This window comes from Neorhizobium galegae (assembly GCF_021391675.1).
Classification (GTDB): Bacteria; Pseudomonadota; Alphaproteobacteria; order Rhizobiales; family Rhizobiaceae; genus Neorhizobium; species Neorhizobium galegae_B.
In genome coordinates, this window is sequence record NZ_CP090095.1 from 2,441,513 (window position 1) to 2,464,786 (window position 23,274).

The following is a 23,274-nucleotide window of genomic DNA, read 5'->3' on the forward strand; positions in this document are numbered from 1 at the left end:
AAAACCAATGACCGTCGTCGCATCGTATATCTACCGCAGTGGCAAACGCGCGGAGGAAGTTCCGCTTGTCCAGCATCCCATGGAGCCGAAGGATGGCGAATTTGTCTGGATCGGCCTGACAGAGCCGACAGTCGAGGAGATGGATTGCCTCAAAGCAATGTTCGGACTGCATCCGCTCGCGGTCGAGGACGCTCTGAACGGCAAGCAGGTGCCCAAAGTCGAAATCTTCGGCGAGCAACTCTTTGTCATCGTTAAGACAGCTCACCTTGAAGGCGACAAGATCGCCTACGGCGAAACCTGCATTTTCGTCGGAAAGCATCACCTGATTTCAGTGAGACACGGCTCGGCGAGGTCGCATAAACAGCTGCGCGAGCAACTGGAACACTCGCCCAAGCTCCTCGATCACGGACCCGATTACGTCCTGCACGGCATCATCGACTTCATTGTCGATGCCTACCTGCCAATGGTCGAGGAAATGGAAGACAAGGTGCTCGAACTTGAAAAGCACGTCCTCATATCGTTTTTGGAGCGGGAGCAGATCAGGCGCATTTTCCGGATGCGGCGGCAACTCATCAAGTTCCAGCGCGTGCTTGGCCCAATGTCTGAGGTTGTAGGAAAGCTGACGAACCTCGATCTTCCCTGCGTCGATGACAACGCCAAGCCATTTTTTCGCGATGTGCTCGATCACGTCCGTCGCGTCGAGAACGTTGTCGGCGGTTTGAGAGAAGTGATGACGTCTGTGTTCGAAGCGTCGAACTTGCTGGAGCAACAGCGGCAGGGAGCAATCACCAGGCAGCTGGCTGCGTGGGCTGCTATCCTGGCGGTGCCCACGGCCATCGCCGGAATCTACGGCATGAATTTCGAACATATGCCCGAATTGAAGTCCGAGTATGGATACTACGTCGTGCTTGCTGTGATCGCTGGCCTCTGCGGAGTGCTCTATTACCGTTTCAGAAAAACCGGCTGGCTGTAAAAAGCTGCAGCATCGAAATTTGATGCGAAATCCCATCGGTTGCGTTCATCATCTCGAACAATCTGAGCAGCGATCAATATTTCGGACGTCCAGTGTGGGAACAAAATGTAAGATGGCCCTTATATTCGCCGTTGAAGGGGGCCGGAATGATGCGCTCATCCCGGCCGCTAGCTGGCCTTCACAGCTAGCTGGCAGCCTCACTGCCACTTGCTGTTGCGACTATCCGCCGCCCTTCATGACAGCTTCGTCCCGGTAGTCCCATTTCGGCCCCAACGATATATGAGTACACATCTATCGACGTGGTGAGGTACAATGGCAGTCCTAACAGATATTCTCGTTGCTCCCGCAACCGATGCGCCTGCTATCATCTCTGAATGGCCAAACTCAAAGAGGTGGCCTTCGCTTCAAACTACAGGGCTGGACTGGCTTGTTCTCGCGGACCTCGCGGAAGCGTTGGGCCAAGCAGCGCTCGCGCGATCCATCGAAAACCTTGAGGCATCCTCATCTGCCGACGAAACAGAGGGGCCTTGGGTGTATGTCCTTCCAACGGAGCTTCGCGATCACATTGCCAGTATTGCATCTAGTGACCTCAGCACCGTCGCTGAAGCGTGGTCCGACAAGGAAGAGGCAAAGGCAAGGGGACTTACGGCCCAGGATGCGCAACGCCTCTTGCTGGAAATCCAGCCACTCGCGGTATCGGCACGCGATGGAAAAAAGCCGATGCTCCTTTGGGTTTCTATGTGAAAGGTTTCACCTCAATATGGCGCGGCCGAGGCGGCACCCGAGCGCAAAGTGCGCCGACACTTGAGTAGTGAAGGCGGTGACCCCGCTACCGGCCGAAGCCGGTTTTCACCGTCGCGGCGAGATTGACAGCAAGGGAGCGGGGCCTATCTCAGAACGAGGAGGTGAGCCATGTATGCACTTATCTTGCGGCATCTACTTGGATTGGCCGTTGTGTCCAGTCCTTTTTGGGGCGCTGGACTTCTATGCGCCTGGATCATCAAGGATCGCAAAAGCCATAAAGGCCGCCGCACCAGTGGCAGTGCCACGGCACTGTATGTCATGACGAACAGGCGGTGAGCCTCCGCCAGGAAGTGGGCTTTGGAGCTGTGACGCCTTCGGCCCCGAAGCGTACCGATTGAACCGGTGGCTACAGCGCTGGGTCTGATCGCTGCCGGAACGGCAAAACGCTACTTCGATGAAAAAGCCGCAATGGTCGCCTCGCACGACTCCCTGAACCGTCTGCTCGACCCTTCAGGCCCACTTGTCTGGACGCTGACGCGAGCGCCTTCAAGCAGAAGGGATAACGTGTCCGCCAGCAGTTGGGGGTTCGACGAACCTGCAGCCTCGCACACCGCCGCGAGTCGGTTGCGCTGGGAATTCTTGAATTCCTGAACAACCGCGTGGGCTGGGTGATCGCTGTCACGAAGCTCGACGGCAGCGTTCGCCAGATCGCAACCGCCGGGTTCCTGTTCCAGACGGTCCACCTGGAACTCGACCCATCGCTTCAACTGCGCGGCAGCGTCTCCTGAGAAATCTCTCTCCAGCTCGTCCCAGATGGCCCCCGCCCGTTGCGTCACCTGGCGCAGAGTTGCGCAAAGAAGCTCGTCCTTTGATCCGAATTTTCGGTAGAGCGTCATCTTGTTCGTCTGCGCCGCCTCGGCAATCGCGTCGACGCCAATCCCGCGAATCCCGAACTTTCGAAAAAGGTCCGCCGCTGAGGACACGATGCGCTCACGGGGAGGAATGGCCGTCCGTGAAGAAACTTCGGCAGCTTTATCTGGAAATTCCGAACTTGACATGGGTGTGACCGGTCGGTAACGTTAATCTGTTGCTTACCGGTAACACCCCTCAGTAACTCAGTCAAGGATCGCGAGAGGATTGGAAATGGCACGACATGACGATCTGACGCTCAACGAAATCCTCTCTGACCCGATGATCCTACTGTTGGCTCACGCGGACGGGTGGTCGAAGGCTGAGTTTCGAGACGAGATGATCTGGGCATCACAAGAGCTGAAGCGTGGGCCAAGCGACCTCTATGCCACGGTAGCCCGAGCTTCGCCGCGAAACGGCCCTCTCCTTGAGGCAGCGTGCTGCGCCATTTAGCTCCTTTTTAGCGCAGCCCTGAACTCATGTCCGGATTTGCCAACCTTCAGATGGAGGTTGTGCCTGGAATTCCGATGGTGGCAATGATCGGAGTGTCATGTCACGTGAATTCCCAGGGAAGGATATGATCAAGCCTGTCGGCCTATAGCTGACGCAATGGCCGGTTAGGGCGATTGATGCTAAAGGGGAAAAGCCGCCCATCCACCCGCCTGAGTTCGATGCACCTCACCCCGACGCTACGACGACTTCTTGATCAAGGCTATGAAGCCTTCGCTCACTATCGCAGGCCAACGGCCCTTGAAACCTCGCCGCTACGCAATCCGGAGAAGCTACTGAAGCGCCTGACGTCCAAGCCATTGAGGCTTCTGGAAGTTGAGGACGTACAGGAATACGCTGCGGCTGCACTGACGACGGTAGGGTCTGTTGACGATTATAAGCATTTCCTTCCACGCCTGCTGGACCTTTCAGTGGATTCTGCTGTCGTTGAGCCTGAAGTCATCGCTCTGAAGCTGAAGGCGGCAGACTGGCTGGGCTGGCCGCAGAACCAGAAGCATGTCGTCGAACAAATCTTTGCAGAAGCGTGTGGACATGCGTTCAGGCAACACCCGGACAAACATTTTGCGAATAAGTGGCTTGTCAGCCTCGCGATACTGAACGTTGACCTCAATAAAATCCTCATCGAGATTGAAACGTCAAACAACGACTTCTGCGCCCTACAACTTGCACACCTGATACTTTCCGAACTCCCCTTCGCGAGCGACCCTTTCGAGCGAGGCTATTGGATGGAGGTATCCGACAATACTCTCCAGGAAACGAGGACCTGGCTGCTCAGTCAGGAGATACGCAGGTTACTCCTAAGCGTGCGATGGCGGATAGGATCAAAGGACGTTAGCCTCCTCGATAGGGCCTTGGCGAAACAAGAACAACTCGTCCGCCACCGTCACCAATGATGGTAGCGGGGATAACTGCTGTTTGCGCTACTTCCCAGCCAGCTCGGACTAAAGCTATCGTTCATACTATGCGGCAGAATATATCGGTGTGGGCAAAGACATGGATAGAGAAAAAAACGAAATCTGCGACACAATCGGCATCAGCTTTACGCAAGACCGGCACGGCTGGAGTGACCTTCTCGTCATCCAAGGCGGAACATCCTTCAGTCTCCAGATCAGCGACGTGTTCAGCGACGGCCCGCTGGGACTTCTCAGGCTTTGTGACGCCATCCTGACCAATCGACCAGAAAGCGTCGATTTCCTTGATGAGCCTGGTGGGCATCGCTTGACCATCTATCCCGACCCAGGGCAGCAGCATGTCATGACTCTAGAAATCAGAGCGCTTGCAACCTCGGACAAAACAGAGGCGACGCCGGTGTTCTCGACGCGTTCGAAACGCAAACAGTTGCTGACATTGCTGATGGCGGAACTCTGGAAACTACATCACTTTCACGCGGAACCGTCCTTCCAACGCGGCAGGTCAGGTTTTGCTCATGCTGACACTCTATTAGAGTTGAATCGCATGTGGGATGCTGATCAACGCATGGGGCCGTCAATCCTGAAGTAGTTCAATTACCCTTCAACCTTCTCGCTTCTCGACGGCGATGGGGCGCGAAGCGGCCTTAGCTTCTCCGATATCTGGACGCTCACAGGCCGCTACCGCTAAGCTAGCGAGACGACCTCACGTTCTATCGACCAATCGGTGGCAATGAATTCCAGCGTTTCATCCCGAAAGTAGAATAGGAAATGGCGGGCTCCCTCAGGGTCAACGTTCATGACCTCCCAGTCGACACAGCCTCCTAGCTTTTCTTCCCCAACGATCTCATAGAATTCTCCCCATTTTGGTGCTTGTTTGGAGTATCGACCTTTGCCAGAGAACCATGCATGATCGTTTGTCGCATCCCAATTCCATCGGCTACAGTTCGTGAAGCGAATTGTTGCTGCCTCTCTGGAAGAGGATTTCGGTCGCTCGGGATTCAGCAAGAACCATAGTTCGGCAGTGCTGCCGCTGAACTTGACGTCCACTGAAGGGGCATTTGGCGCTGCCTCCCAATCTTCATTGAGTTGAATGAAAGTGAGTTTATTCATTGCGGTCCTGATTTAGCATGCCTTTCGATAGTACCAGGGTATAGGAGCAGGGAAAACCTGCCACAGCTCATATCGGCCGTGATGCAGTTGCGCTGGCTGCCTCGACCGAAGGATTGCGGCTACCGGCCTAAAGCCGCCATGCGTGAACGGATGGAAGTGAAGACAATGGATACGTTGAGCCCAGTTGAAAAACAGCGGCTGTTGGAAATCCTCGCTACGGCACGAGCAGAGGATTGGGAAAGATTTGTGTTCCTCACAGACCAGCCGTTTTCTAATACTGCGTCTATGAAAGAACAGTTCGAGGATACGTCGCGTTTGATGAAGGGCATTAGTGGGCAGATGCGACCAGACGTGGTCGTGAAAGTCCACGAAGACGGAAGCCGATTGATCTTTGCTAAGATCGCTTTAGATGACCCCGCCGATAATCCCATTCTCCTAACGCTCCACAGCACTTCTGAACGCGCAGATGCCTTCATCAGTATTTGGACTTTCTATCAGGAAATGACCTTCGGCTAGTGACCCAGGAGGAACGGAGTCGTCGATGGGTAGACCTCACCAGCCTTGCACGCCGGTGGCGCAACGCGGGCAGTTAGGCGTACCACTTGAAACAGCCATCAATTGGATCCAGCATGACCGAGCCCGTGATCGTCTATCACCCGTTTGCCTTCGATTTAAGGATCGGAGCGACTTCAGCGGACATTCATCGTCTTGAGATGAAGTTTGAAGAGGTCGGCGCTAACAAGCTGGCGGCATACGTTTCCGTTGCGGGACGGCCCGGATTTGTCAGAATTGCCTTTCCTCATGTCGATATTTTTCGCGTCATAGATGAGATGCATCTCACGCTCGAAGAAAACGCCAAACTAACGGTCGGCCACGTCTCCAACCACTTCGCGTACCGGATCGAAGGCAGCCCTTTTTGGGCACCTCAGCGAGAGGTTTTCGAAGCTGTGTTGCCCGGATCAGCACATTATCGCTTTGTCACCGGGGGCAGTTGCCTCGATGCCATATCTCGCGACCAACCTGAGATTTCCTGGGTGCTTGCCGTCCAAGACTAGTGGCAAGCATGTCCGGTGTCGACCGGGAGCGGACTTCCTGTTCCACCCCAAAGACGCTACTTCAATTGTCAATCGGCTCGGAATGTTGACCCCTTATCGGCGTCCAATCTTCACCCCCCTGTAGCCGATCAGCGCTTGGCCTGCCCGGCGCTGGCCGGGGTTGCAGAGGGTAGGCCAAGTGCGGGTGACGGGTATCTTCGGCTTTAGCTTTGAGAGCGGTTCTTGAAGCGCCAGGATTCGTTTCCGGTCTCGACGATCTCGCAATGATGGGTCAGGCGGTCGAGGAGCGCCGTCGTCATCTTGGCATCGCCGAACACTGACGGCCATTCACCGAAGGCGAGGTTCGTCGTGACGATGATCGAGGTGCGCTCGTATAGCCTGCTGATCAGGTGGAACAGGAGCTGACCTCCGGCCTGGGCGAAGGGCAGATAGCCGAGTTCATCGAGGATGATGAAGTCGAGGCGATTGAGATAGTCCGCTGTTCGTCCCTGCTTTCCGCTGCGTGTTTCTGTTTCCAGGCGGTTGACCAGATCGACGACATTGAAGAAACGGCCGCGCGTTCCGTTGCGGATCAAGGCACGGGCAATCGCGATGGCCAGGTGGCTCTTTCCTGTTCCCGTGCCGCCGACGAGAACGATGTTACGTTGGTCGGCGACGAAGGTGCCTGCGGCCAGCTCCCGCACCAACGGTTCATTCACAGGGGTATCGGCGAAGTCGAAGTCGTCGATATCCTTGGCAAGTGGCAGCTTGGCTATGCTGAGCTGGTAGCGAATGGAGCGTGCTTGCTTCTCGGCGATCTCCGACTGCAGCAGGTCACCGACAATGCGCGGCGGCTCATGTTGCCGTTTGATGCCATTGCCCATGACCTCATCATAAGCGCTGCGCATTCCGTAGAGCTTCAACGTGCTCATCAGTTCGAGAACCTGTGTGCGTTCCATCAGCTTGCCCTCCTGAGCCTGTCATAGCGTGCGCAATCGGCGACCGGTTCATGGGTCAGGCGCAGCGCATCCGGGGTTTGCAGGGTTGCGGCCGGAGCCGGATCACGACTGCGGGCCAGAATGTTGATGATCACCGAAGCAGAGCCGACGCCGTGATCCAGCGCCTCTTGGCAGGCAGCATCGACAGCCACCAGACCATCGGTCGGAACGCATGCAAGGATGGTGACCATTTGCCGATCACCGTCATGGACGCCCTTCAATCGCTTGCGGACTTTCTCCATCGCCGCTGGCAACGCCCAGTCCCTGAACGGTGCGCCATTACGAAGAGCTCCGGGTTTGCGGGCCAGAACAGGCACATAATGCCAAGGATTGTAGGTTGTCTCGCCCCGGCCAAAGCAACGCTGATGCTCTCCGACATTCACCCCGTCCTGCCGGATGACGATCCGGTCGGCATAGGCATGAACCTCGACAGGGCGGCCGACCGCCGTTGAGAGCACGGAGTATTTGTTGTTGTCGAAACGAACCGTGCAGGTCTTCGACACCGAGGCCGGGACGCTGTGGAAGCCGTCGAACGGCCCGACGTAATGCACGAGGCTGCCGCGTTCCTCCTCGAACACCTGCCAGATCATTCGCTCGGTCTGCTCGGGATGGCGGTGCGCCTTGGCGTAAGCGATACATTTGTCGAGCAGCCAGACATTCAGCTCCTCCAGGCTTTTGACTCGGAGGCGCGGCGTGAAGAAGCGCTCTCGAACCAAGCCAACCTGGTTCTCGACCTGTCCCTTCTCCCAGCCGGATGCAGGCGTACAGGCGACCGGCTGGACGAGATAGTGGCTGCACATCTGCAGGAAACGGCGGTTATATTGCCGCTCCTTGCCGACGAACACAGTCTCCACCGCGGTTTTCATGTTGTCGTAGATGCCGCGCGTGCAGGTGCCTCGGAAAAAGTCGAAGGCCTTGTCGTGCGCATCGAACACCATCTCCTGGCTCTCGCGCATATAGGCTCGGGCAAACATCATCCGGCTGTGGCAGAGCCGGACATGAGCGACCTTCACAGTCGTCGTCACCCCGTTGATCAGAATGATCTCGTGACTCCAGTCGAACTGGTAGGCCTCGCCTGGCGCGTAATAGAGCGGAACATAGGCCTCGGCTGTGACAGCTCCCCGGCTCCTCGACCAGCCTTTTGCATAGCGTCGGATCGCATCGTAGCCGCCGTCATAACCAAGACCCCGAAGCTCCTCGTAAATCCGGATCAGAGTAAGCTGCTCCCGAGAAGGCTTGCCCTCGTTGGCGGCCAGAAAGCGTTCGATCTCAGCCTTCCACATGCCGGTTTTTGGTAATGGTTGCCGTTCTCGCTCATAAGAGAAGTCGGTCTCATTGGACCGCAATATCTTGCGGACCGTGTTGCGCGACACATGCAGTTCCCGGACGATCTTCTTCACCGACCAGCCCTGCACATGGAAGGCTCGACGAACACGCGCAATCGTATCCACTCGCTTCAACTCCCCCTCCATCCGTCGTCAAAAAACGGATGGTCAGACGAAACATGAAGGGGGTCAAAATTGGACGCCGATCACCCCGCCACAGGGGTCAATATTCCACGCCGAAACACATTTTGGACCGGGTCAGCGCCTGGCCCGGACTCCGGCCCCTGCTTGATGAAGCCCTCAATGCGAATGAGACCCTGAAGCTATGGTTCGCCGAAAAGCAGTAAAGACAGGCATTCCGGACGCACTGAAGCAAGACGCCGCCAATCGCACGGCCGAGGCGTTGGTGAAGCTCGATCAGGCAAAGCGGGCAATAGAAAAGGATATAATCGCAGGCGTCCTTAAGCCGGAAGCTGTTACTCTTAAGATGCTCTTGGAGGATAGAGCGGGATTAAATCACCGCTTTCTCGATAGCGAGGCACATCGACAGCGGAAAAAGGAAGTCATAGATTGGCGAGCAAACCTGGGGATGTTGATCCCTTCTACCCCACCTTCCCAAGAGGCAATTATCGACGGTTTAAACAGTGAGATTGCCGATTATCAGGAACGCTTAGAGAAAATGGGAGATCGGGTTCATTTCTACGCGTCACGTATCCGTGAACTGCAACGGACGATCCGCGAGCTGCGCAAGAAGTCTTTGGAAACCGTTGTCTACATCAACAGAGATCAAAAAGCCCCCCAGAAATCTCCTTGAAAACGATCCGCCCGTAGCCTATCTATAAAGTGCTCCGCAAGGAGAAATGGTGCTAAACCTTTTGTGCAATAGGCATACAGGACGGGGCTTCGACGCCCCCGCCTCCACCAACCAACTCGATGGTCGTTTCATCGGTGAATGGGGGCGACATGGGATCGACTGGTGTTGAAAGACAAAAGCTGTGCTCGGCATGATACCACCGTTATCGGGTCAAAAAGTGTAGTTGCAAACGACAACAACGCTAAGGGTTATGCTCTCGCTGCCTAATGGCGGTGCGGGAAATCCGACCTAAGTCCTTATTGTTAGCGCTCTAAGGCGGGGTTCGGAGGTACCTGGCAACAGAAACCTCCACCTTCTCTAAAGCCTTTTTAGTCAACTCAATGCGTCGACATACGCAACGACTAACCTACTGATTTCGCATGCTCGGTTTGTGAACTCACTTGTTCATGCTCACCTATGTCTTCAGTACCCGGCGCCTCCACCAAAAACCGGTCGGTCGCATGGAAACCTTGCGGACCGGCTTTTGATGGGGGCGAAATAGGATCGACAAGGGCTTAAAGATCGAACTTTTGCTCGGCATGATACCACCGTTATCGGGTCAAAAAGTGTAGTTGCAAACGACAACAACGCTAAGGGTTATGCTCTCGCTGCCTAATGGCGGTGCGGGAAATCCGAACTAAGTCCTTAGAGGTAGCACTTTAAGGCGGGGTCCGAAGGCACCTGGCAACAGAAGCCTTCACCTTCGCTCCCCAGTCGAATACTATGGAACTGACTCGGATGCTCGTCGGGGCTTCCCCGCGCCGGGCCGGCATGGCATAACGCGTCTGACTAAAAGACGAGAGAATGGAAAGACAGGACCGTATGGGGCAGGACCACATCCGTTACGATATTCTGGCGCAGGACGCGTTGCGCGGCGTCATCCGTAAGGTTTTGACCGAGGTTGCGGCCACGGGCCGTCTGCCGGGTGACCATCATTTCTTCATCACCTTCCTGACCGGCGCCCCGGGCGTGCGCATCTCGCAACACCTCAAGGCGAAATATGCGGAACAGATGACCATCGTCGTCCAGCACCAGTTTTGGGACCTCAAGGTCTCCGATACCCAGTTCGAAGTGGGCCTTTCCTTCTCCGACACGCCGGAACGCCTAGTCGTCCCCTTCAACGCCATTCGCGGTTTCTACGATCCCTCGGTGAATTTCGAGCTTGAATTCGAAGTGCCGCTCGCCGACGAGGACGAGAACACCACCGCCGAAATCACGGCCATCCCCGTAGAAGCCATTTCAAAGTCCACCGACACCGAAGCCAAGCCCGGCGAAGAGAAGAAGCCCGGCTCCGTCATCTCGCTCGATTCCTTCCGCAAGAAGCAGTAAGCGCCGGGAGGCGCGTCAGCCATGAGCGCCGAAATCGTCAACCTTCGCCAGTTCCGCAAAGCCAAGGAACGGCTCGAAAAGGAAAGGGAGGCGGAACAGAACCGCCTCACCTTCGGCCGTACCAAGGCCGAAAAATCGCTGACCAAGGCACGCAACGACAAGGCGGAGAAGGGGCTCGACCAGGGCCACCTGGAAAAGCCCGGCAAGGACGACTGACTTTCCGTCCGGTGCATATTAACGATCCGCTAACCAGACTTGAGCCGGTCGGCTTGACGCCGGAAGTACCACAGTCTGAATAAGCGAGCTTGTTCCGAAGGTCCGGAGAGTTTCGTGATCCGCAAACATTCCGCGACCCTTCACGGTCATCGCACCAGTTTTTCCCTCGAGGACGAGTTCTGGGTCGAATTGAAGGCGATCGCTGCAAAACGCGATATCAGCCTGGCAACCCTGATCGCCGAGATCGACGATCAAAGGGACGCCGCCAGCAATCTCTCGTCGGCGTTGCGCGTCCATGTGCTGACGTGGGTCAAGTCTTCAACGAACGGAAACTGACACCTCCGTGGGGCAGCTACTGCTGCACCCCTGGCAGGCTCGGCATATTGGAAATGCCGGGGGAGGGAAAATTCTGGCGGATCGCGCCGTCGGTCGGCGGCACGATGAGCTGCGGCGGCTGGCTGATCTGACGCTGACGCACCTCTTCCGCCGCACGCGCCGCCGCCTCCACCGCCTGACGCTGGCGTTCCGCCTCGGCTGCCTGCTGGCGGGCGCGCTCTTCGGCCGCCGCCTTGTCGCGGGCCGCCTGCCGCTCGATCGCCTGGAAATTATAGAGCGCCACCTCGCGGCGAAGACGCTGCTTTTCGAGCACGCTCGCCTGCAGCGTCTCGACACGCCGCCGCTGCTGCTCGAAGGCGCGCTGCGACAGGAAATTCGTCATCGCCGCGATATCGATCCGCTTGGTGGGTGCGGCGAGATCCCCCGAATACTCGAGGCGGATGGTCGGATCGCCGCCGGCCAGCGCTTCCTCGCCGGCATCGTAGGTGACCGCCAGATTTGCGCTCAGACTGTCATCCAGCAGATCGAAGCGCCCCTCGCCCGACAGCTTCGTGGTGCCGACGCCGGCTGCGACATTCTGCGCCCGTGCTTCGCCGGCCGTGATCGTCACGGGGATGGTCACGTTGCCGACCACCGCATTTCCCTGATGCAGCAAGCCGGTTGCGATCGGCCGGACCCTCGCCTCCGTCACCTCGCCGCCAAGCTTGTCGACCCCGGCCATCAAGGGCTTCATCGCATCGAGATTGATGCCGGCGACGCTCAGGCCCTTCAGCCGTAATTCGGCCGAACCGCTCGTTGCACCGAGGAGATCGGCCAAGGTCTTGCCGGTCGATTCGGCGGACATGCTGAAATCCAGCTTGCCGCTGGCGACCGGCTTGCCGCCGGCCTTCCAGACGAGCGGCGCGAGGTCGGCGTTCTCAGCCGAAATCCGGGCCTGCAGAAGTCCTGTTCCGTCACCGTTCGACATCAGCAGCCGGCCGGCGAGCCGGCCGCCCTGCCAGTTGCCCGCACCGTTCTCGATGGTGATACCGCCGCTGCGATGGGTGACCCTGGCTGCAAAATCATCGATATTGCCGAAAACGCCGGCATCGAACCTTCGCGCCTTGACGTCGAGAGCGACATCCGCGCCCGAGAAGATCGGCCGGGCAAAGGGCTTGGAGGAAAACGCCCCGCTCTGTGGATCGCTGACCGGCCCGTAGATCGCCTCCCCGAGCCAGGCAAGATCGAGGCTGTCGACGCTGAGCGAGCCGGTGGCCGGCATGCCCGGCGCCTTGCGGTCGATGGCGATGTCGCCGCTGATCGCATTGCCGTCCGCCGCACCTTTAAGGGCGGCGATTTTCATCGCCTCCGGCGTCATGCTGAAATCCGCGTCGAGCGTGACCGGCATGCCGGTGCCGAACTGCGGCAGGCCGATGCCGTTCATCAGCAGATAAGGTTCCAGATTCGCGCTTCTGAGCGTGACGTGACCGCTCCCCTCGCCAAAGCCCTCACTGCCGACCCGGATATCGCCGTTGATGTCCAGCGAGGTCTTTTCGGTCGTGAACGTCAGCGCAGCCTTTGCGGCAGCATCCGGACCCTGGTGGACGTTGAGCAGCAGTTCACCCGCGCCGTCCCCCTCGAAAGGCAGGGGATCGAGACCGGCCTGCCCCAGGAGAACCATCGGATCGGGATTGTCGAGCGACGCAAGGAGCGTCATGTCGATGCCGGCCGTCAGGTCGAAGAGGCCTGGAAGCTTCAGGGCGGCATTGACCGCGCTGCCGTTGGTCTTGCCCTTGAGGACGACCTCCACGCCGTTCAGGTCGCCGCCGACGGTCAGGCTGGCGCCGAGATCGGTGTTGGCGAACCAGGCGCCGTTTGCAGCAAGCCGGGCCAAAGCCGGATGCGCAGGCAGCCGATCGCGCAGCATGGTCAGGAAAGCCGTCGGATCGGCGGAACGGAAGGTGAGGCTGCCATTGCCCGAATAGGCCAGCAGCGAGCCTTCTATGCGACCTCGTGCCGAAACCGTGGCACCTTCGACATTGCCGATCGTCAGGCGCTCCAGCGATAGCGCGCCGCCGGCCAGGGTGAAGGCTGTGTCGACATTGTTGGCGGCAACCCCGAAGGCGGTGAACCGGTCGGCCTTCAGCGTCGCGGCAACCCGATGGTCGAGCACGTCCTGGCCCGCATCGTCGCCCGTCATCAGCGAGGCGAGCGCCCGCATGGCATCGATATCGATCTCGTTGCCGGCAAGGCTCATCGAAAGATTGGGCGTCTGCCCCTGTGCGGACTGGCGCTCGAGACGGCCCTTGAGCGTCGCCGGACCGACCGCCAGTTCGAGGTTGTCGAACCTCTGCAGGTCCGGCGTCAGGTTGACCTTTGCCGAAAATCCGGCGGAGCGGAGCTGGCGCAGCTCGGGCGCCACCCGGCCCGAAAGCCAGTCGGAAAGTCCGGACGGCTGGCTGGAGGCGACCAGCATGTCGCCGACGAAGGACGTCCGGTCGCGAAGCACGAGGCTGCCCTTGGCCTCCAGCTGCGTGCGGCCCGGCAGGGTGGCCACCACGTTGTCGACCGTCCAGCCACGCCCGGCAGGCCGTATGTCGAGCCTGATATCGCGTATTGTCGTGTCGTTGGCGACGATCGCCGGCAGCCTGAGGCTGGCGCGGCCGGGCACCTGCGGAATGGGGATGGAAGCGGCCAGCCGGATGAAATTGTTGATGCGGCGCTGCGCCGAAGCGGCGGCATCGCGGCCGGTCTTGGCCCGCGCCCCCTCGCCCAGCCGATTGACGTCGATCTGCTGGCCGTCGGCTGTCAGCAGGAATTCAGGCTTGTCGCCGGTATCGAGCGTCGCTTCGCCGGTCACCACGTAAGGGTTGTCGGTCGCCCCGACTTCCAGCCGGTATTGCGGAACGCGAATGCGTTCGTTGGTGACCTCGAACCCTCCCTTGAGGCGCGGCCCGGGCGGCGGCGGCGTCACCGGCTCGGTCTCGTCTTCCTCCTGCAGGAAGTCGAACGTGAAGTTGCCGTTATAGGCCGGCTTGTTGTCGGCGACGGTAAGCTCGCCGTCGAGATTGATCTCGACGGGATGCGCATCCGGCCAGAGCCTGAGGCGCATCGGCACACGCTTGCCCTCGGCATCCGCCGTGCCGCTCGCCAGGTTGAACCGGGTCTCATAGCCATCGAGCGCCGCATTGCCTTCGCCGCGCCAGGGACCGCGCAGCGAACCGGCGGAAAAATCGCCCGCGAGGCCGGTGATCTGCCGCGACTGCCCGGACTGTTCGTCGATCAGGTTGATCTCGCCGCCGGTGATATGCACATCCTCGATGACCACCGTGCGGGCCGGGATCGCGGCACGGCTGCCGCGCATCCAGTCGAGCGAGCCATCCTTCAACAGCCGGATCCGGGCCTTCGGTTCCTCGATGCGCATGTCGAAGATGCGCGCCTCGCCCGAGAGGAAGGGCGCCAACTCCATATCCATCGAAAACCGCGCTACCTGTACCAGCGGTTGGCCATCCGTATCGGCCCCCACCCGTACGTCATGCAGCGTGACTGAGGGAAACGGCAGTATACGTGCATCGACGTTGCCGTGGACGGTAACCTTCTTGCCGAGGATGCGGCTTGCCTGTTCCTCGAAGCTGACGCGCAGGCTCGACCAGTCGACGAAGAAAGGCGCGAGCAGCGCTGTAAACAGCGCCACCACCACCAATCCGCCGAATGCCAACAGGATGCGTCCGAACACGGTATCCGTCTCCCTGATCTTGCCTAAGAGACTAGTTCCATTGGGTTCACAGGCAAGTCAAGCTTGCAGGAGCATCTCATTCGGCAATCCTGAAGATCTTGCCCGGATTGAAGATATTATCCGGATCGAGGCCCTGCTTGATGGTCCGCATCAGGCCAACCGCACCGCCGAGCTCCTCTTCCAGGAACGACATCTTTCCCTGGCCGACGCCGTGTTCGCCGGTGCAGGTGCCGTCCATGGCAAGCGCCCGGTGATTGAGGCGGGCGATGAACGCCTCGACCTTGTCGACCGAGGCCGGGTCCTTGCCGTCGAAAAGCACCAGGACGTGGAAATTGCCGTCGCCCGCATGGCCGACGATCGGCGCCAGCAACCCCTGTTCCGCAATATCGGCCTGGGTCTCGGCGACGCATTCGGCAAGCTGCGAGATCGGCACGCAGACGTCGGTCGACAGGCCGTCGAGCTCCGGCGCCAGCGCCCGGCTTGCCCAATAGGCGTTGTGGCGCGCGTTCCAGAGCTTTGCCCGCTCCTCGGCATTGGCCGTCCACAGGAAGTCGTCGCCGCCGCATTCCGTGGCGATCTCGGCAAACTGCGCCGACTGCAGCGCCACCGTTTCCTCGGTGCCGTGGAATTCCAGGAACAGCGTCGGCTTTTCCGGATAGGAGAGTTTCGAATAGGCATTGCAGGCCCGCATCTGCACGTCGTCCAGCAGCTCGATGCGGGCGACCGGGATGCCCATCTGGATGGTCATGATCACGGCATCGCAGGCGGCTTTCACGCTCGGGAAAGCGCAGACGCCGCCGCCGATCTTTTCCGGAATGCCCTGCAGCTTCAACGTCACCGAGGTGATGACGCCGAGCGTGCCTTCCGAACCGACGAAGAGACGGGTCAGATCGTAGCCGGCCGACGACTTCCGGGCCCGCTGCGCGGTGCGGATCTCCTCGCCGTCGGCGGTGACGACGGTGAGCGACAGGACATTGTCCTTCATCGTTCCGTAGCGCACCGCGTTGGTGCCGGAGGCGCGGGTCGCGGTCATGCCGCCGACCGAGGCGTTGGCGCCGGGATCGATCGGGAAGAACAGGCCGGTGTCGCGAAGCTCGCGGTTCAGTTCCTCCCGGGTGATGCCTGGCTCCACGGTTACGTCGAGATCGGCCGGGCTGACCCGAAGCACCTTGTTCATGCGGCTGAAATCGATCGAGATGCCGCCGGACGGCGCATTCACCTGACCTTCGAGCGAAGAGCCGACGCCGAAGGGCACGACCGGCACGCGATGCTCGGCGCAGGCCTTGACCACGGCTTTGACGTCACCGGCGCTTTCAACGAAGACGACGCCATCCGGCAATTGCGCCGGCAGATAGGTCGTCGTGTGGGCATGCTGCTCGCGAAACGACTGGCCGGTCTGAAAACGCTCTCCGAAGGATTGCTTGAGGATGCCGAGGACCGTCGATATGCCCTCTTCGTTGCGAAGACCCGCCTTCACATCCTTGACCGCCATGACCACTCTCCTCGTGTCTTTTCAAGGGATTGGTTAGGCGAAGGGTCGGGTTTTGTCCAGACGGAACAGCGGTGATCCAACCAGGCAGAGTCCAGCCTTGGCGATCCCCGGTTTCTTTTCGTCATCCTCGGGCGAGCAGAGCGGGACCCGAGGATCGGACGGGGCGCTGAAAGCGGCCTCGTAAGGTAAGTAATAAGTGACACCTCTCAGCGCCCCGTTCGGCGGTTTATGCCCGCGACTTCGGTCCCTCTGCCGTGGCTCTTCCGGACGGTGTTCGTATGACCCAGGGCGCCCCATCCGATTCTGATCGGCAAGGCATCCATGGATCTCCGCCGGTTTCTCCGATGGTATCGGTCGGACTTTGAAAAATCCGGCGACACCATCCGGTCAGCCACCATGTGTGCCGCACAGGCACGTCCGGCGCGCGCTTTCGGGCTTCAAGAGACGAAGGCTCGGTCCGTTTTCCTTCATCTCTCCCCGTTGTCGCCGGAGGGAGACCATTTTCCGCGAACCCCGAATGGCAGGACCTACGTCGTTTCCTGCCACCCGGCGCCGGTCCCGCCTCGCCGGCACGCCTGCCGGTGTATCCGCGACGGGACGAGGGGATTGTAGGCACGGGCCGGGAGGGCGGGGATGAGAGGGGTAGAAAATTAAATTAAATCGTTGAGCCGACAGGCGGGTAAAGCTTGGGACATCCCCGCAACGGCGCTTCCCGACGAACCCGAAATGAGGATGCCGGACGCGAAACCTGAGGCCGAAACTAGCCCGCTATGGCCACGCTCAGCCTCTGCTGTACCTGATCGACATTGCCGCGGACATAGACAGCCGTGGGCTTGCCGCCGGTGCTGGCGAGCGCAAGAGCGACGATGGTGACTTCCTCTTCGAAAGTCGTGACGTAAAGCACCTGCGCGGGATTGATGTATACCGATTGGTTATGAGTATTCTTGAAGCCGATCAGCGCCATACGTCTCTCCTTCTGCTGCGTGGCGGGATATGCCATGCCATGCACAAGGTTGCCGCAAGTTTAACGGGCCCGGGTCATGACCGTTATGATCACAAGAAGTCTCGAAACCGACCACCGCAGCGAGATGTCGACGATGAGCCTCCCGTGTTGGTAAGTCCTTGCGCCCCCGGCAGGGCGAGTTTCCAGGAGCCGAGCGCGAATCGCCGGCAAGGCCTTCGCGCCACGGAGAGTTTTTTTGTCCCGGCGCAAAATAGTTCACCTGCAAGTCACCAATCGATGCGCTAGAACAGGTTCTGCCTTCATCAAGTTTCAGGAGATCAGCGATGGCGACAATTGCAATCATCGGCGCGGGTGCGATGGGCAGCGGGATCGGCCGGCAGTTGGCGGACGGCGGCGCCAAGATCCTGACCTATCTGGACGGCCGCTCGCCCGAGAGCCACGACCGGGCCAGAGCCGCCGGAATGGAGCCCGCCCCGCTTGAAGACATCGTCGGGGCGGAGATCGTTCTGTCGATCGTCCCGCCCGGCCAGGCGATCGGCGTTGCGGAACGTCTGTCCGCTGCGATCGGAGAGCGCCCGACCCCGGTGACATTCATCGATTGCAACGCGATCTCGCCCGACACGATGCGTGAGGTTGCAGCCGTTTTCAGGCCCGGCCAGGCGAATGTGCTGGACGGCTCGATCATCGGCCTGCCGCCGCAGCCGGGAAAAGCCGGACCAAAACTCTATATCAGCGGGGACGAGGCGAACAGAAGCGCCGTTCTCGCCGCGCACGGGCTTCACGTCCGCTGGATCGAAGGGGCCGTCGGCGCAGCCTCGGCGCTGAAGATGTGTTATGCGGGCATCAACAAGGGCGTCACCGGGCTCGGCACCGCCATGCTTCTCGCCGCCATCGGATCGGGTGCCGACCAGAGCCTCAGACGGGAGATGGCCGAAAGCAATCCCGACCTCGACCGGAAACTCTTAAGTGCCATTCCGGACATGTATGCGAAAGCCTATCGCTGGGTGGCGGAGATGGAGGAGATCGCCGCATTCCTCGGCGAAGACGATCCGGCCTCGCTGATCTTCAAGGGAATGGCGGGATTGTTTCAGAAGATGGCCGACGACCGGGCCGGCGGCGGCGCGCTTGCCGGCCAGCTCAACGACCTGCTCGGCCGGTAGGTCGTCAAAAATCTCGACGCTATCTTGTCTGTCCTCGGATCAGGTCCGGGGACAGCGGCTATGGAAGGGACAGGTCTCTTCTCCCCGCCCATTACTCGGCGGCGAGCAGCTGTTCCTCTTTTTCCTTCTCGTTGTCCTGCTTCTCTTGCCCGCGGCGCGAGGCATGCGCCAGTTCCTCATGGAACCGCGCTTCCTCGTGCATATGCGGCTTGGCGAAGCCGGCAATCAGAAGATAGGCGACCGGGGTGATGAACAGCGTCACGATGACCGCAAAGCCGAGGCCGCCGACGATGACCCAGCCGAGCGCGATACGGGCTTCCGCACCCGCGCCCTGGGCCAGCAGCAGCGGTACGCCGCCGATGACGGTGGCGATCATCGTCATCATCACCGGGCGCAGACGAAGCGCGCAAGCGGTTTCGATCGCCTCGCGCACGCTGGTGCCGCGGTCCCGGAGCTGATTGGCGAATTCAACGATCAGGATGCCGTTCTTCGCCATGACGCCGACGAGCAGCACGAGGCCGATCTGGCTGTAGACGTTGAGGCTCGATCCGGTCAGCACCAGTGCGATGGCGGCGCAGGCAAGACCGAGCGGCACGGTCGACATGATGATGATCGACGACAGCACGCTTTCGAACTGCGCCGCCAGCACCAGGAAGATGATCGCGATCGCAAAACCGAAGGTCATCAGCATGGCGTTGGAGTTTTCGCCGAGCGTCTTCGCCTCCGCCATCGGAACCAGGCGGACGCCCGCCGGCAGGAACGGCTGGGCGATCGCGGAGACTTCCCTGACCGCATCGCCGAGCGCCACGCCGTCGCGCAGGTTCGACGAGATGGACACCGAGGCGAGCTGTTCCTCGCGGTTGAGCTGTGGCGCCACCGCGCCTTCCTTCAAGGTCGCGATCGTCGACATCGGCACGATCTTGCCGTCGCCGGTCTTGAGGAAGATGTTCTCGAGATCGGTCGGATCGTCGATCGGACGGGTGGTCGAGGTCAGCTTGACCGGCAGCGCGTCGCCGTTGACGAAGACGTCGACGACCGAACGGCCCTCGAGCAGCGACTGCATGGCGGTCGACAGGCCGGTAATGTCGATGCCGAGGTCGGAGGCCCGCTCGCGGTCGATCGCCACCGAAAGCTGCGCCTGGGTCGGCTCGTTGGTGAGACGCGGCGTATCGAAGAACCGGGCGCCCTCGCTTTCCATATGCGACACGAGCTTCAGGGCCGTCGAGGTCAGCACGTCGTAGTCGTTGCCGACCAGGGCCATCTGCAGGCCGTTGCCGGCGCCGCGGATCTTCAGGCTGTTCGCCTGCATGGTGAAGCCGCGCAGGGCCGGAACCCTCAGCGCCGCGGCGTTGACGTCGGCGGCGATCTGGTCCTGCGTGCGGCTGCGCTCGCCCCAGGGCGCCAGCGTCAGAACCATGAAGCCGCTATTGGTGTTGCTGCCGAAACCCGAGATCGAGAAGACGTTGGTGATCTCGCCGGAATCTCGCAGCGACTTCAGGTTCTCTTCGACACGCTGCATCTGATCGCGGGTATAATCGAGGCTGACGCCCTGCGGCGTCGTCAGGCGCAGCATGATCGTGGCGCGGTCTTCGCGCGGCGTCAGCTCGCTCTTGACCAGGCCGAAGACATTGTAGGCGGCAATCGAGAAGACCACCGACACGACGATGACGACCAGCGGCGCATTGAGGCAGAACCTCAGCGACGACGCATAGACCCTGGCGAACCCGTTGCCGAAGGCGCCGAGGAGACCGTGGTCCTCCTTCATCGGTTTGGTCAGCATGCGCGACGCGAGCATCGGGCAGAGCGTCAGGGCGGTGACCGACGACAGGGCCACCGAGAAGGCGAGCACGAAGCCGAATTCCTTGAACAGGCCGCCGATCTGGCCCGGCAGGAAGGACAGCGGAATGAAGACGGCGGCAAGCGTCGCCGTGGTCGCGATGACGGCGAAGAACACTTCCTGGGTGCCGAGCACGGCGGCGGCGCGCGGCCCCATGCCTTCCGCTCGTCGCCGGACGATGTTTTCGAGCACGACGATCGCGTCGTCGACCACGAGGCCGGTCGCCAGGACGATGGCGAGCAGGGTCAGGATGTTGATCGAGAAGCCGACGAGGTAGATCGCCACCAGCGTGCCGATCAGCGCCACCGGCATGGTGATCGCCGGGATCAGCGTGGCGCGCCAGTCGCGCAGGAAGAGATAGATGACCACGACGACGACAGCGGCCGAGAGCATCAACGCGATCTCGACCTCGTGCAGCGCGCCCTGGATGAAGATCGCGTCGTCGCCGGTGATGGCGATGCGGGTGCCTTCCGGCAGGGCCTTCTGCATCTCCGCGACGGCCGCCTTGACGCCTTCGGAAATGTTGAGCGTGTTCGACTGCGCCTGGCGGATGATGCCGAGGCCGACGCCCTGCACGCCGTTGGCGCGCAGCACGGTGGTGCCGTCATCCGGACCGAGTGCCACGGTCGCCACGTCGCGGACGCGGACATTCGGGCCGATCAGGACGTTTTCGAAATCCTGGGGCGTGGTGAGGTTGGCGGTGGCGCGGACGACGATATCCTGGGTCGTGCTCTTCAGCGAGCCGGCCGGAACGTCGAGCGCCGCGCTCGACAGCGCCTTGGAGACGTCGGCGACGGTCAGGCCGCGGCCGGCCAGGGCGGCCTGGTTCACATCGACGCGAAAAACCTTGTCCTGGTCGCCATAGAGCTCGACGTCGGCCACGCCTTCGACGGCGGCGAGCCGGTCGACGACCTCGTTGTTGACGAGCTGGGTGAGGTCTTCCATCGACATGTTCGACGATGTGACCGCAAGGCGCATGATGGCGTCGGAATCGGCATCCGCCTTGACGATGCGCGGCTCGTCGGCATCGTCCGGCAGCTGGTTGACGACACGGCCGACCGCATCGCGCACGTCGTTTGCGGCCTCCGACAGATCGACGCTGTCGGAAAACTCCATCGTCACGCGGCTGGAGCCGAACTGCGACTGCGACGACAGAGCCTTGAGGCCGGAGACGCGCGCGACGGCGCCTTCGATGACCTGGGTGACCTCCTGGTCCATCGTCTGCGGCGAGGCGCCGTCGTAATTGGTACGCACCGTGATGACGGGCTGGTCGACGTCGGGAAGTTCTCGCACCTCGACGCCGGCGAGGGCCGCAAGGCCCGCAACGACCAGCAGCGTGTTCAGAACCGCGGCAAGGATCGGCCGGCGGACGAAGAGGGCGGTAAAGCTCTGCGCGGATTTCTCCGCCTCGGCCTTCCCTTCGTCGTCATGGCCAACGCCTGGGAGTTCGATCTTCATTGGCGCGCCACCTCAGCCGTTTCCGGCGCGCCCAAGATCCGGACCGCCGCCCCTTCCCTCACACGCTGCAGACCTTCGGTCACGATCCTGTCGCCCTCTTTGAGCTCGGCGCCCACGAGGACTGCATCGGGATTGCGCTGGACGACGCGCACCCGGGTCTTGACGGACTTGTTTTCCCTGACCTGCCAGACATACGAACCTTCGCCGTCCCACTGGATGGCCAGCGGATCGACCGCCGGATATCTTTCGCCGGCAAAGCGCATGCCGACGTTGAAGGCCATGCCGGCGCGCAGCACGTCGCCAGGATTTTCAACCCGTGCACGGATGCGCATCGTGCGGCTTGCCGGATCGACGCGGTTGTCGATCGCCTCGACCTTGCCGGAAAAGACCTGGCCCGGACGGGCAATCGAACTCGCCTCGACCGCCTGGCCCGGCTGGATCGCAACCGCGAAACGCTCCGGCGCCCAGAAGTCGACCAGAATTGCCGAGCGGTCGTCGATCGTCACGACATTGGTCTGGGTGGTGACGTTGTCGCCGATATTGACCGCGACGATGCCGGCAATTCCGTCGATCGGGGCGACGATATCGCGGCGCCTGAGATTGAGTTCGGCGGTGGAGAGTGCGAGCTTTGCGGCCTGTTCGGCAATCTGCGCATCGAAAACGTCGAGGCGCGAGAACGACTGCAGGTTCTTGTAGGAGGCGGATTTTTCCTGGGCGCTGGCCAGCGCCACCCGCGCCTTGTCGCGCTCGATCGTCTGCTCTTCGTCATCGAGGCGGGCGAGAACCTGGCCCTTGGTGACCTTCTGGCCCGACGTCACCATGATCTCGTTGACGGTACCGGAAGCCTGCGGCATGACGACGACCGACTGGATGGCCTCGCCGCTGCCGATTGCCGAGAGGCGGTCGTTGACGGTGCCGATCACGACCGGCTGGGCGACGATGAGCGTCGCCCGGTTGCCGCCTTGGCCGCCACCCTGGCCGCCTGCCCCGCGCTGCCCATTCTGCGCGGCTCCCTGTGCTCCGCCCTCGCCCTGCGGACGCGCCGCAGCATTGCCGTTGGCACCACCCGCTGGAGCAGGTGCTGGCTGGGCTGCGGTTCTCGGAATGACGGCGGCGATCACTTCACCGGGAACGCCCATCTTGGTCAGGGTTCCGCCGGCGCTCGGCACCAGGTAGACCCACAGGCCGAGCGCTCCGGCCAGGACTACGATACAGAGCAGAAGCTGTTTCCAAATCCGCATTCAATTCTCCAATGGCGGCACCAGGAGGCCATATTGCCCGGGAGTATCCTTTTTTGCGGGTGCTCACGCAATGGGTGTTCGGCAACCTTACAAAAATGTAACCTCACGAAATTTCACGCATATGTTAGATCGGAGGCATACATATACTCCTAAAATCGC

The 23,274-nt window shown here is 60.6% G+C and carries 19 protein-coding genes, 1 other RNA gene and 1 pseudogene; 12 read left to right on the plus strand and 9 right to left on the minus strand.

Translation table 11 applies throughout. From position 1 onward, the window contains the following. The first annotated feature begins 7 nt into the window (after positions 1-7). Together LZK81_RS12235 and LZK81_RS12240 are read left to right on the plus strand one after the other, a co-directional pair. On the plus strand, positions 8-973 hold the full coding sequence (locus LZK81_RS12235; protein WP_233953458.1) for a magnesium and cobalt transport protein CorA: 966 nt from the start codon (positions 8-10) through the stop codon (positions 971-973). A 312-nt stretch (positions 974-1,285) separates the two neighbouring features. Beyond that, positions 1,286-1,717 (plus strand): hypothetical protein, encoded by a 432-nt coding sequence (locus LZK81_RS12240; protein ID WP_046627876.1) that lies wholly within the window; start codon positions 1,286-1,288, stop codon positions 1,715-1,717. Between the two features lie 446 nt (positions 1,718-2,163). Here LZK81_RS12240 and LZK81_RS12245 read toward each other — a convergent pair whose 3' ends face one another. Next, positions 2,164-2,775: a TetR/AcrR family transcriptional regulator gene (locus LZK81_RS12245; RefSeq protein ID WP_233953459.1), complete on the minus strand. Its 612-nt coding sequence runs from the start codon at positions 2,773-2,775 to the stop codon at positions 2,164-2,166. 480 nt (positions 2,776-3,255) lie between these two features. On the opposite strand from LZK81_RS12245, the gene LZK81_RS12250 reads away from it, so the two are divergent. Next, entirely contained in the window at positions 3,256-4,029 is a 774-nt protein-coding gene (locus LZK81_RS12250) for a hypothetical protein (RefSeq protein WP_233953460.1), read from the plus strand. 100 nt (positions 4,030-4,129) lie between these two features. After that, positions 4,130-4,636 carry a hypothetical protein gene (locus LZK81_RS12255; RefSeq protein ID WP_233953461.1) on the plus strand — a complete coding sequence of 169 codons (507 nt, stop codon included), beginning with the start codon at positions 4,130-4,132 and terminating at the stop codon, positions 4,634-4,636. Between the two features lie 95 nt (positions 4,637-4,731). On the opposite strand, the gene LZK81_RS12260 is transcribed toward LZK81_RS12255, so the two are convergent. Continuing rightward, complete coding sequence (locus LZK81_RS12260; RefSeq protein WP_233953462.1) at positions 4,732-5,157, minus strand: hypothetical protein; 426 nt, start codon at positions 5,155-5,157, stop codon at positions 4,732-4,734. A 165-nt stretch (positions 5,158-5,322) separates the two neighbouring features. On the opposite strand from LZK81_RS12260, the gene LZK81_RS12265 reads away from it, so the two are divergent. Next, the gene (locus tag LZK81_RS12265) at positions 5,323-5,673 is read left to right on the plus strand and encodes a hypothetical protein (protein WP_233953463.1); all 351 of its coding nucleotides are present in this window, start codon (positions 5,323-5,325) and stop codon (positions 5,671-5,673) included. Positions 5,674-5,786: 113 nt separating this feature from the next. Continuing rightward, on the plus strand, positions 5,787-6,212 hold the full coding sequence (locus LZK81_RS12270) for a hypothetical protein (protein WP_233953464.1): 426 nt from the start codon (positions 5,787-5,789) through the stop codon (positions 6,210-6,212). Between the two features lie 203 nt (positions 6,213-6,415). On the opposite strand, the gene istB is transcribed toward LZK81_RS12270, so the two are convergent. After that, positions 6,416-7,150: an IS21-like element helper ATPase IstB gene (gene istB / locus LZK81_RS12275; protein ID WP_113532245.1), complete on the minus strand. Its 735-nt coding sequence runs from the start codon at positions 7,148-7,150 to the stop codon at positions 6,416-6,418. Further along, positions 7,083-8,649: pseudogene (gene istA, locus LZK81_RS12280) on the minus strand (IS21 family transposase). Before istA ends, istB begins: the two are co-directional and overlap by 68 nt. Positions 8,650-8,839: 190 nt before the next feature. Between istA and LZK81_RS12285 the strand changes: the two are divergent. The 5 genes from LZK81_RS12285 (at position 8,840) to LZK81_RS12305 (ending at position 11,248) form a co-directional block, all read left to right on the plus strand. Continuing rightward, the gene (locus tag LZK81_RS12285) at positions 8,840-9,328 is read left to right on the plus strand and encodes a hypothetical protein (RefSeq protein WP_233953465.1); all 489 of its coding nucleotides are present in this window, start codon (positions 8,840-8,842) and stop codon (positions 9,326-9,328) included. After that, positions 9,321-9,681: a transfer-messenger RNA gene (gene ssrA, locus LZK81_RS12290) on the plus strand. The genes LZK81_RS12285 and ssrA overlap by 8 nt, the downstream gene beginning before the upstream one ends. Before the next feature lie 508 nt (positions 9,682-10,189). Then, positions 10,190-10,696 carry an SspB family protein gene (locus LZK81_RS12295; RefSeq protein WP_046606939.1) on the plus strand — a complete coding sequence of 169 codons (507 nt, stop codon included), beginning with the start codon at positions 10,190-10,192 and terminating at the stop codon, positions 10,694-10,696. Between the two features lie 21 nt (positions 10,697-10,717). Next, entirely contained in the window at positions 10,718-10,912 is a 195-nt protein-coding gene (locus tag LZK81_RS12300) for a DUF4169 family protein (protein ID WP_046606938.1), read from the plus strand. Positions 10,913-11,026: 114 nt separating this feature from the next. Beyond that, positions 11,027-11,248 (plus strand): ribbon-helix-helix domain-containing protein, encoded by a 222-nt coding sequence (locus tag LZK81_RS12305; RefSeq protein ID WP_233953466.1) that lies wholly within the window; start codon positions 11,027-11,029, stop codon positions 11,246-11,248. A gap of 16 nt (positions 11,249-11,264) precedes the next feature. On the opposite strand, the gene LZK81_RS12310 is transcribed toward LZK81_RS12305, so the two are convergent. From LZK81_RS12310 to LZK81_RS12320, 3 genes are all read right to left on the minus strand, one after another. Beyond that, positions 11,265-14,963 (minus strand): AsmA family protein, encoded by a 3,699-nt coding sequence (locus LZK81_RS12310; protein ID WP_233953467.1) that lies wholly within the window; start codon positions 14,961-14,963, stop codon positions 11,265-11,267. A 76-nt stretch (positions 14,964-15,039) separates the two neighbouring features. Continuing rightward, entirely contained in the window at positions 15,040-16,455 is a 1,416-nt protein-coding gene (locus tag LZK81_RS12315; RefSeq protein ID WP_233953468.1) for an FAD-binding oxidoreductase, read from the minus strand. 760 nt (positions 16,456-17,215) lie between these two features. After that, positions 17,216-17,419, minus strand: a complete 204-nt coding sequence (locus tag LZK81_RS12320) for a hypothetical protein (RefSeq protein ID WP_038543470.1) — start codon at positions 17,417-17,419, stop codon at positions 17,216-17,218. 323 nt (positions 17,420-17,742) lie between these two features. Here LZK81_RS12320 and LZK81_RS12325 point away from each other — a divergent pair, with 323 nt between their 5' ends. Then, positions 17,743-18,579, plus strand: coding sequence for an NAD(P)-dependent oxidoreductase (locus LZK81_RS12325; protein ID WP_233953469.1), 837 nt, complete (start codon positions 17,743-17,745; stop codon positions 18,577-18,579). 91 nt (positions 18,580-18,670) lie between these two features. Here the strand turns inward: LZK81_RS12325 and LZK81_RS12330 are convergent, their stop codons facing one another. Beyond that, on the minus strand, positions 18,671-21,874 hold the full coding sequence (locus LZK81_RS12330) for an efflux RND transporter permease subunit (RefSeq protein ID WP_233953470.1): 3,204 nt from the start codon (positions 21,872-21,874) through the stop codon (positions 18,671-18,673). Next, positions 21,871-23,115 carry an efflux RND transporter periplasmic adaptor subunit gene (locus LZK81_RS12335; protein ID WP_233953471.1) on the minus strand — a complete coding sequence of 415 codons (1,245 nt, stop codon included), beginning with the start codon at positions 23,113-23,115 and terminating at the stop codon, positions 21,871-21,873. The genes LZK81_RS12330 and LZK81_RS12335 overlap by 4 nt, the downstream gene beginning before the upstream one ends. Positions 23,116-23,274 lie beyond the last annotated feature (159 nt).

What these genes read in the sequence shown, in the direction of transcription:
- LZK81_RS12235 (WP_233953458.1), top strand. Translation starts at nt 8, where the DNA reads ATGACCGTCGTCGCATCGTATATCTACCGCAGTGGCAAACGCGCGGAG.
- LZK81_RS12300 (WP_046606938.1), top strand. Translation starts at nt 10,718, where the DNA reads ATGAGCGCCGAAATCGTCAACCTTCGCCAGTTCCGCAAAGCCAAGGAA.
- LZK81_RS12245 (WP_233953459.1), bottom strand. Translation starts at nt 2,775, where the DNA reads ATGTCAAGTTCGGAATTTCCAGATAAAGCTGCCGAAGTTTCTTCACGG.
- LZK81_RS12285 (WP_233953465.1), top strand. Translation starts at nt 8,840, where the DNA reads ATGGTTCGCCGAAAAGCAGTAAAGACAGGCATTCCGGACGCACTGAAG.
- LZK81_RS12270 (WP_233953464.1), top strand. Translation starts at nt 5,787, where the DNA reads ATGACCGAGCCCGTGATCGTCTATCACCCGTTTGCCTTCGATTTAAGG.
- LZK81_RS12240 (WP_046627876.1), top strand. Translation starts at nt 1,286, where the DNA reads ATGGCAGTCCTAACAGATATTCTCGTTGCTCCCGCAACCGATGCGCCT.
- LZK81_RS12255 (WP_233953461.1), top strand. Translation starts at nt 4,130, where the DNA reads ATGGATAGAGAAAAAAACGAAATCTGCGACACAATCGGCATCAGCTTT.
- LZK81_RS12260 (WP_233953462.1), bottom strand. Translation starts at nt 5,157, where the DNA reads ATGAATAAACTCACTTTCATTCAACTCAATGAAGATTGGGAGGCAGCG.
- LZK81_RS12320 (WP_038543470.1), bottom strand. Translation starts at nt 17,419, where the DNA reads ATGGCGCTGATCGGCTTCAAGAATACTCATAACCAATCGGTATACATC.
- LZK81_RS12265 (WP_233953463.1), top strand. Translation starts at nt 5,323, where the DNA reads ATGGATACGTTGAGCCCAGTTGAAAAACAGCGGCTGTTGGAAATCCTC.
- LZK81_RS12250 (WP_233953460.1), top strand. Translation starts at nt 3,256, where the DNA reads ATGCTAAAGGGGAAAAGCCGCCCATCCACCCGCCTGAGTTCGATGCAC.
- istB (WP_113532245.1), bottom strand. Translation starts at nt 7,150, where the DNA reads ATGGAACGCACACAGGTTCTCGAACTGATGAGCACGTTGAAGCTCTAC.
- LZK81_RS12325 (WP_233953469.1), top strand. Translation starts at nt 17,743, where the DNA reads ATGGCGACAATTGCAATCATCGGCGCGGGTGCGATGGGCAGCGGGATC.
- LZK81_RS12295 (WP_046606939.1), top strand. Translation starts at nt 10,190, where the DNA reads ATGGGGCAGGACCACATCCGTTACGATATTCTGGCGCAGGACGCGTTG.
- LZK81_RS12335 (WP_233953471.1), bottom strand. Translation starts at nt 23,115, where the DNA reads ATGCGGATTTGGAAACAGCTTCTGCTCTGTATCGTAGTCCTGGCCGGA.
- LZK81_RS12330 (WP_233953470.1), bottom strand. Translation starts at nt 21,874, where the DNA reads ATGAAGATCGAACTCCCAGGCGTTGGCCATGACGACGAAGGGAAGGCC.
- LZK81_RS12315 (WP_233953468.1), bottom strand. Translation starts at nt 16,455, where the DNA reads ATGGCGGTCAAGGATGTGAAGGCGGGTCTTCGCAACGAAGAGGGCATA.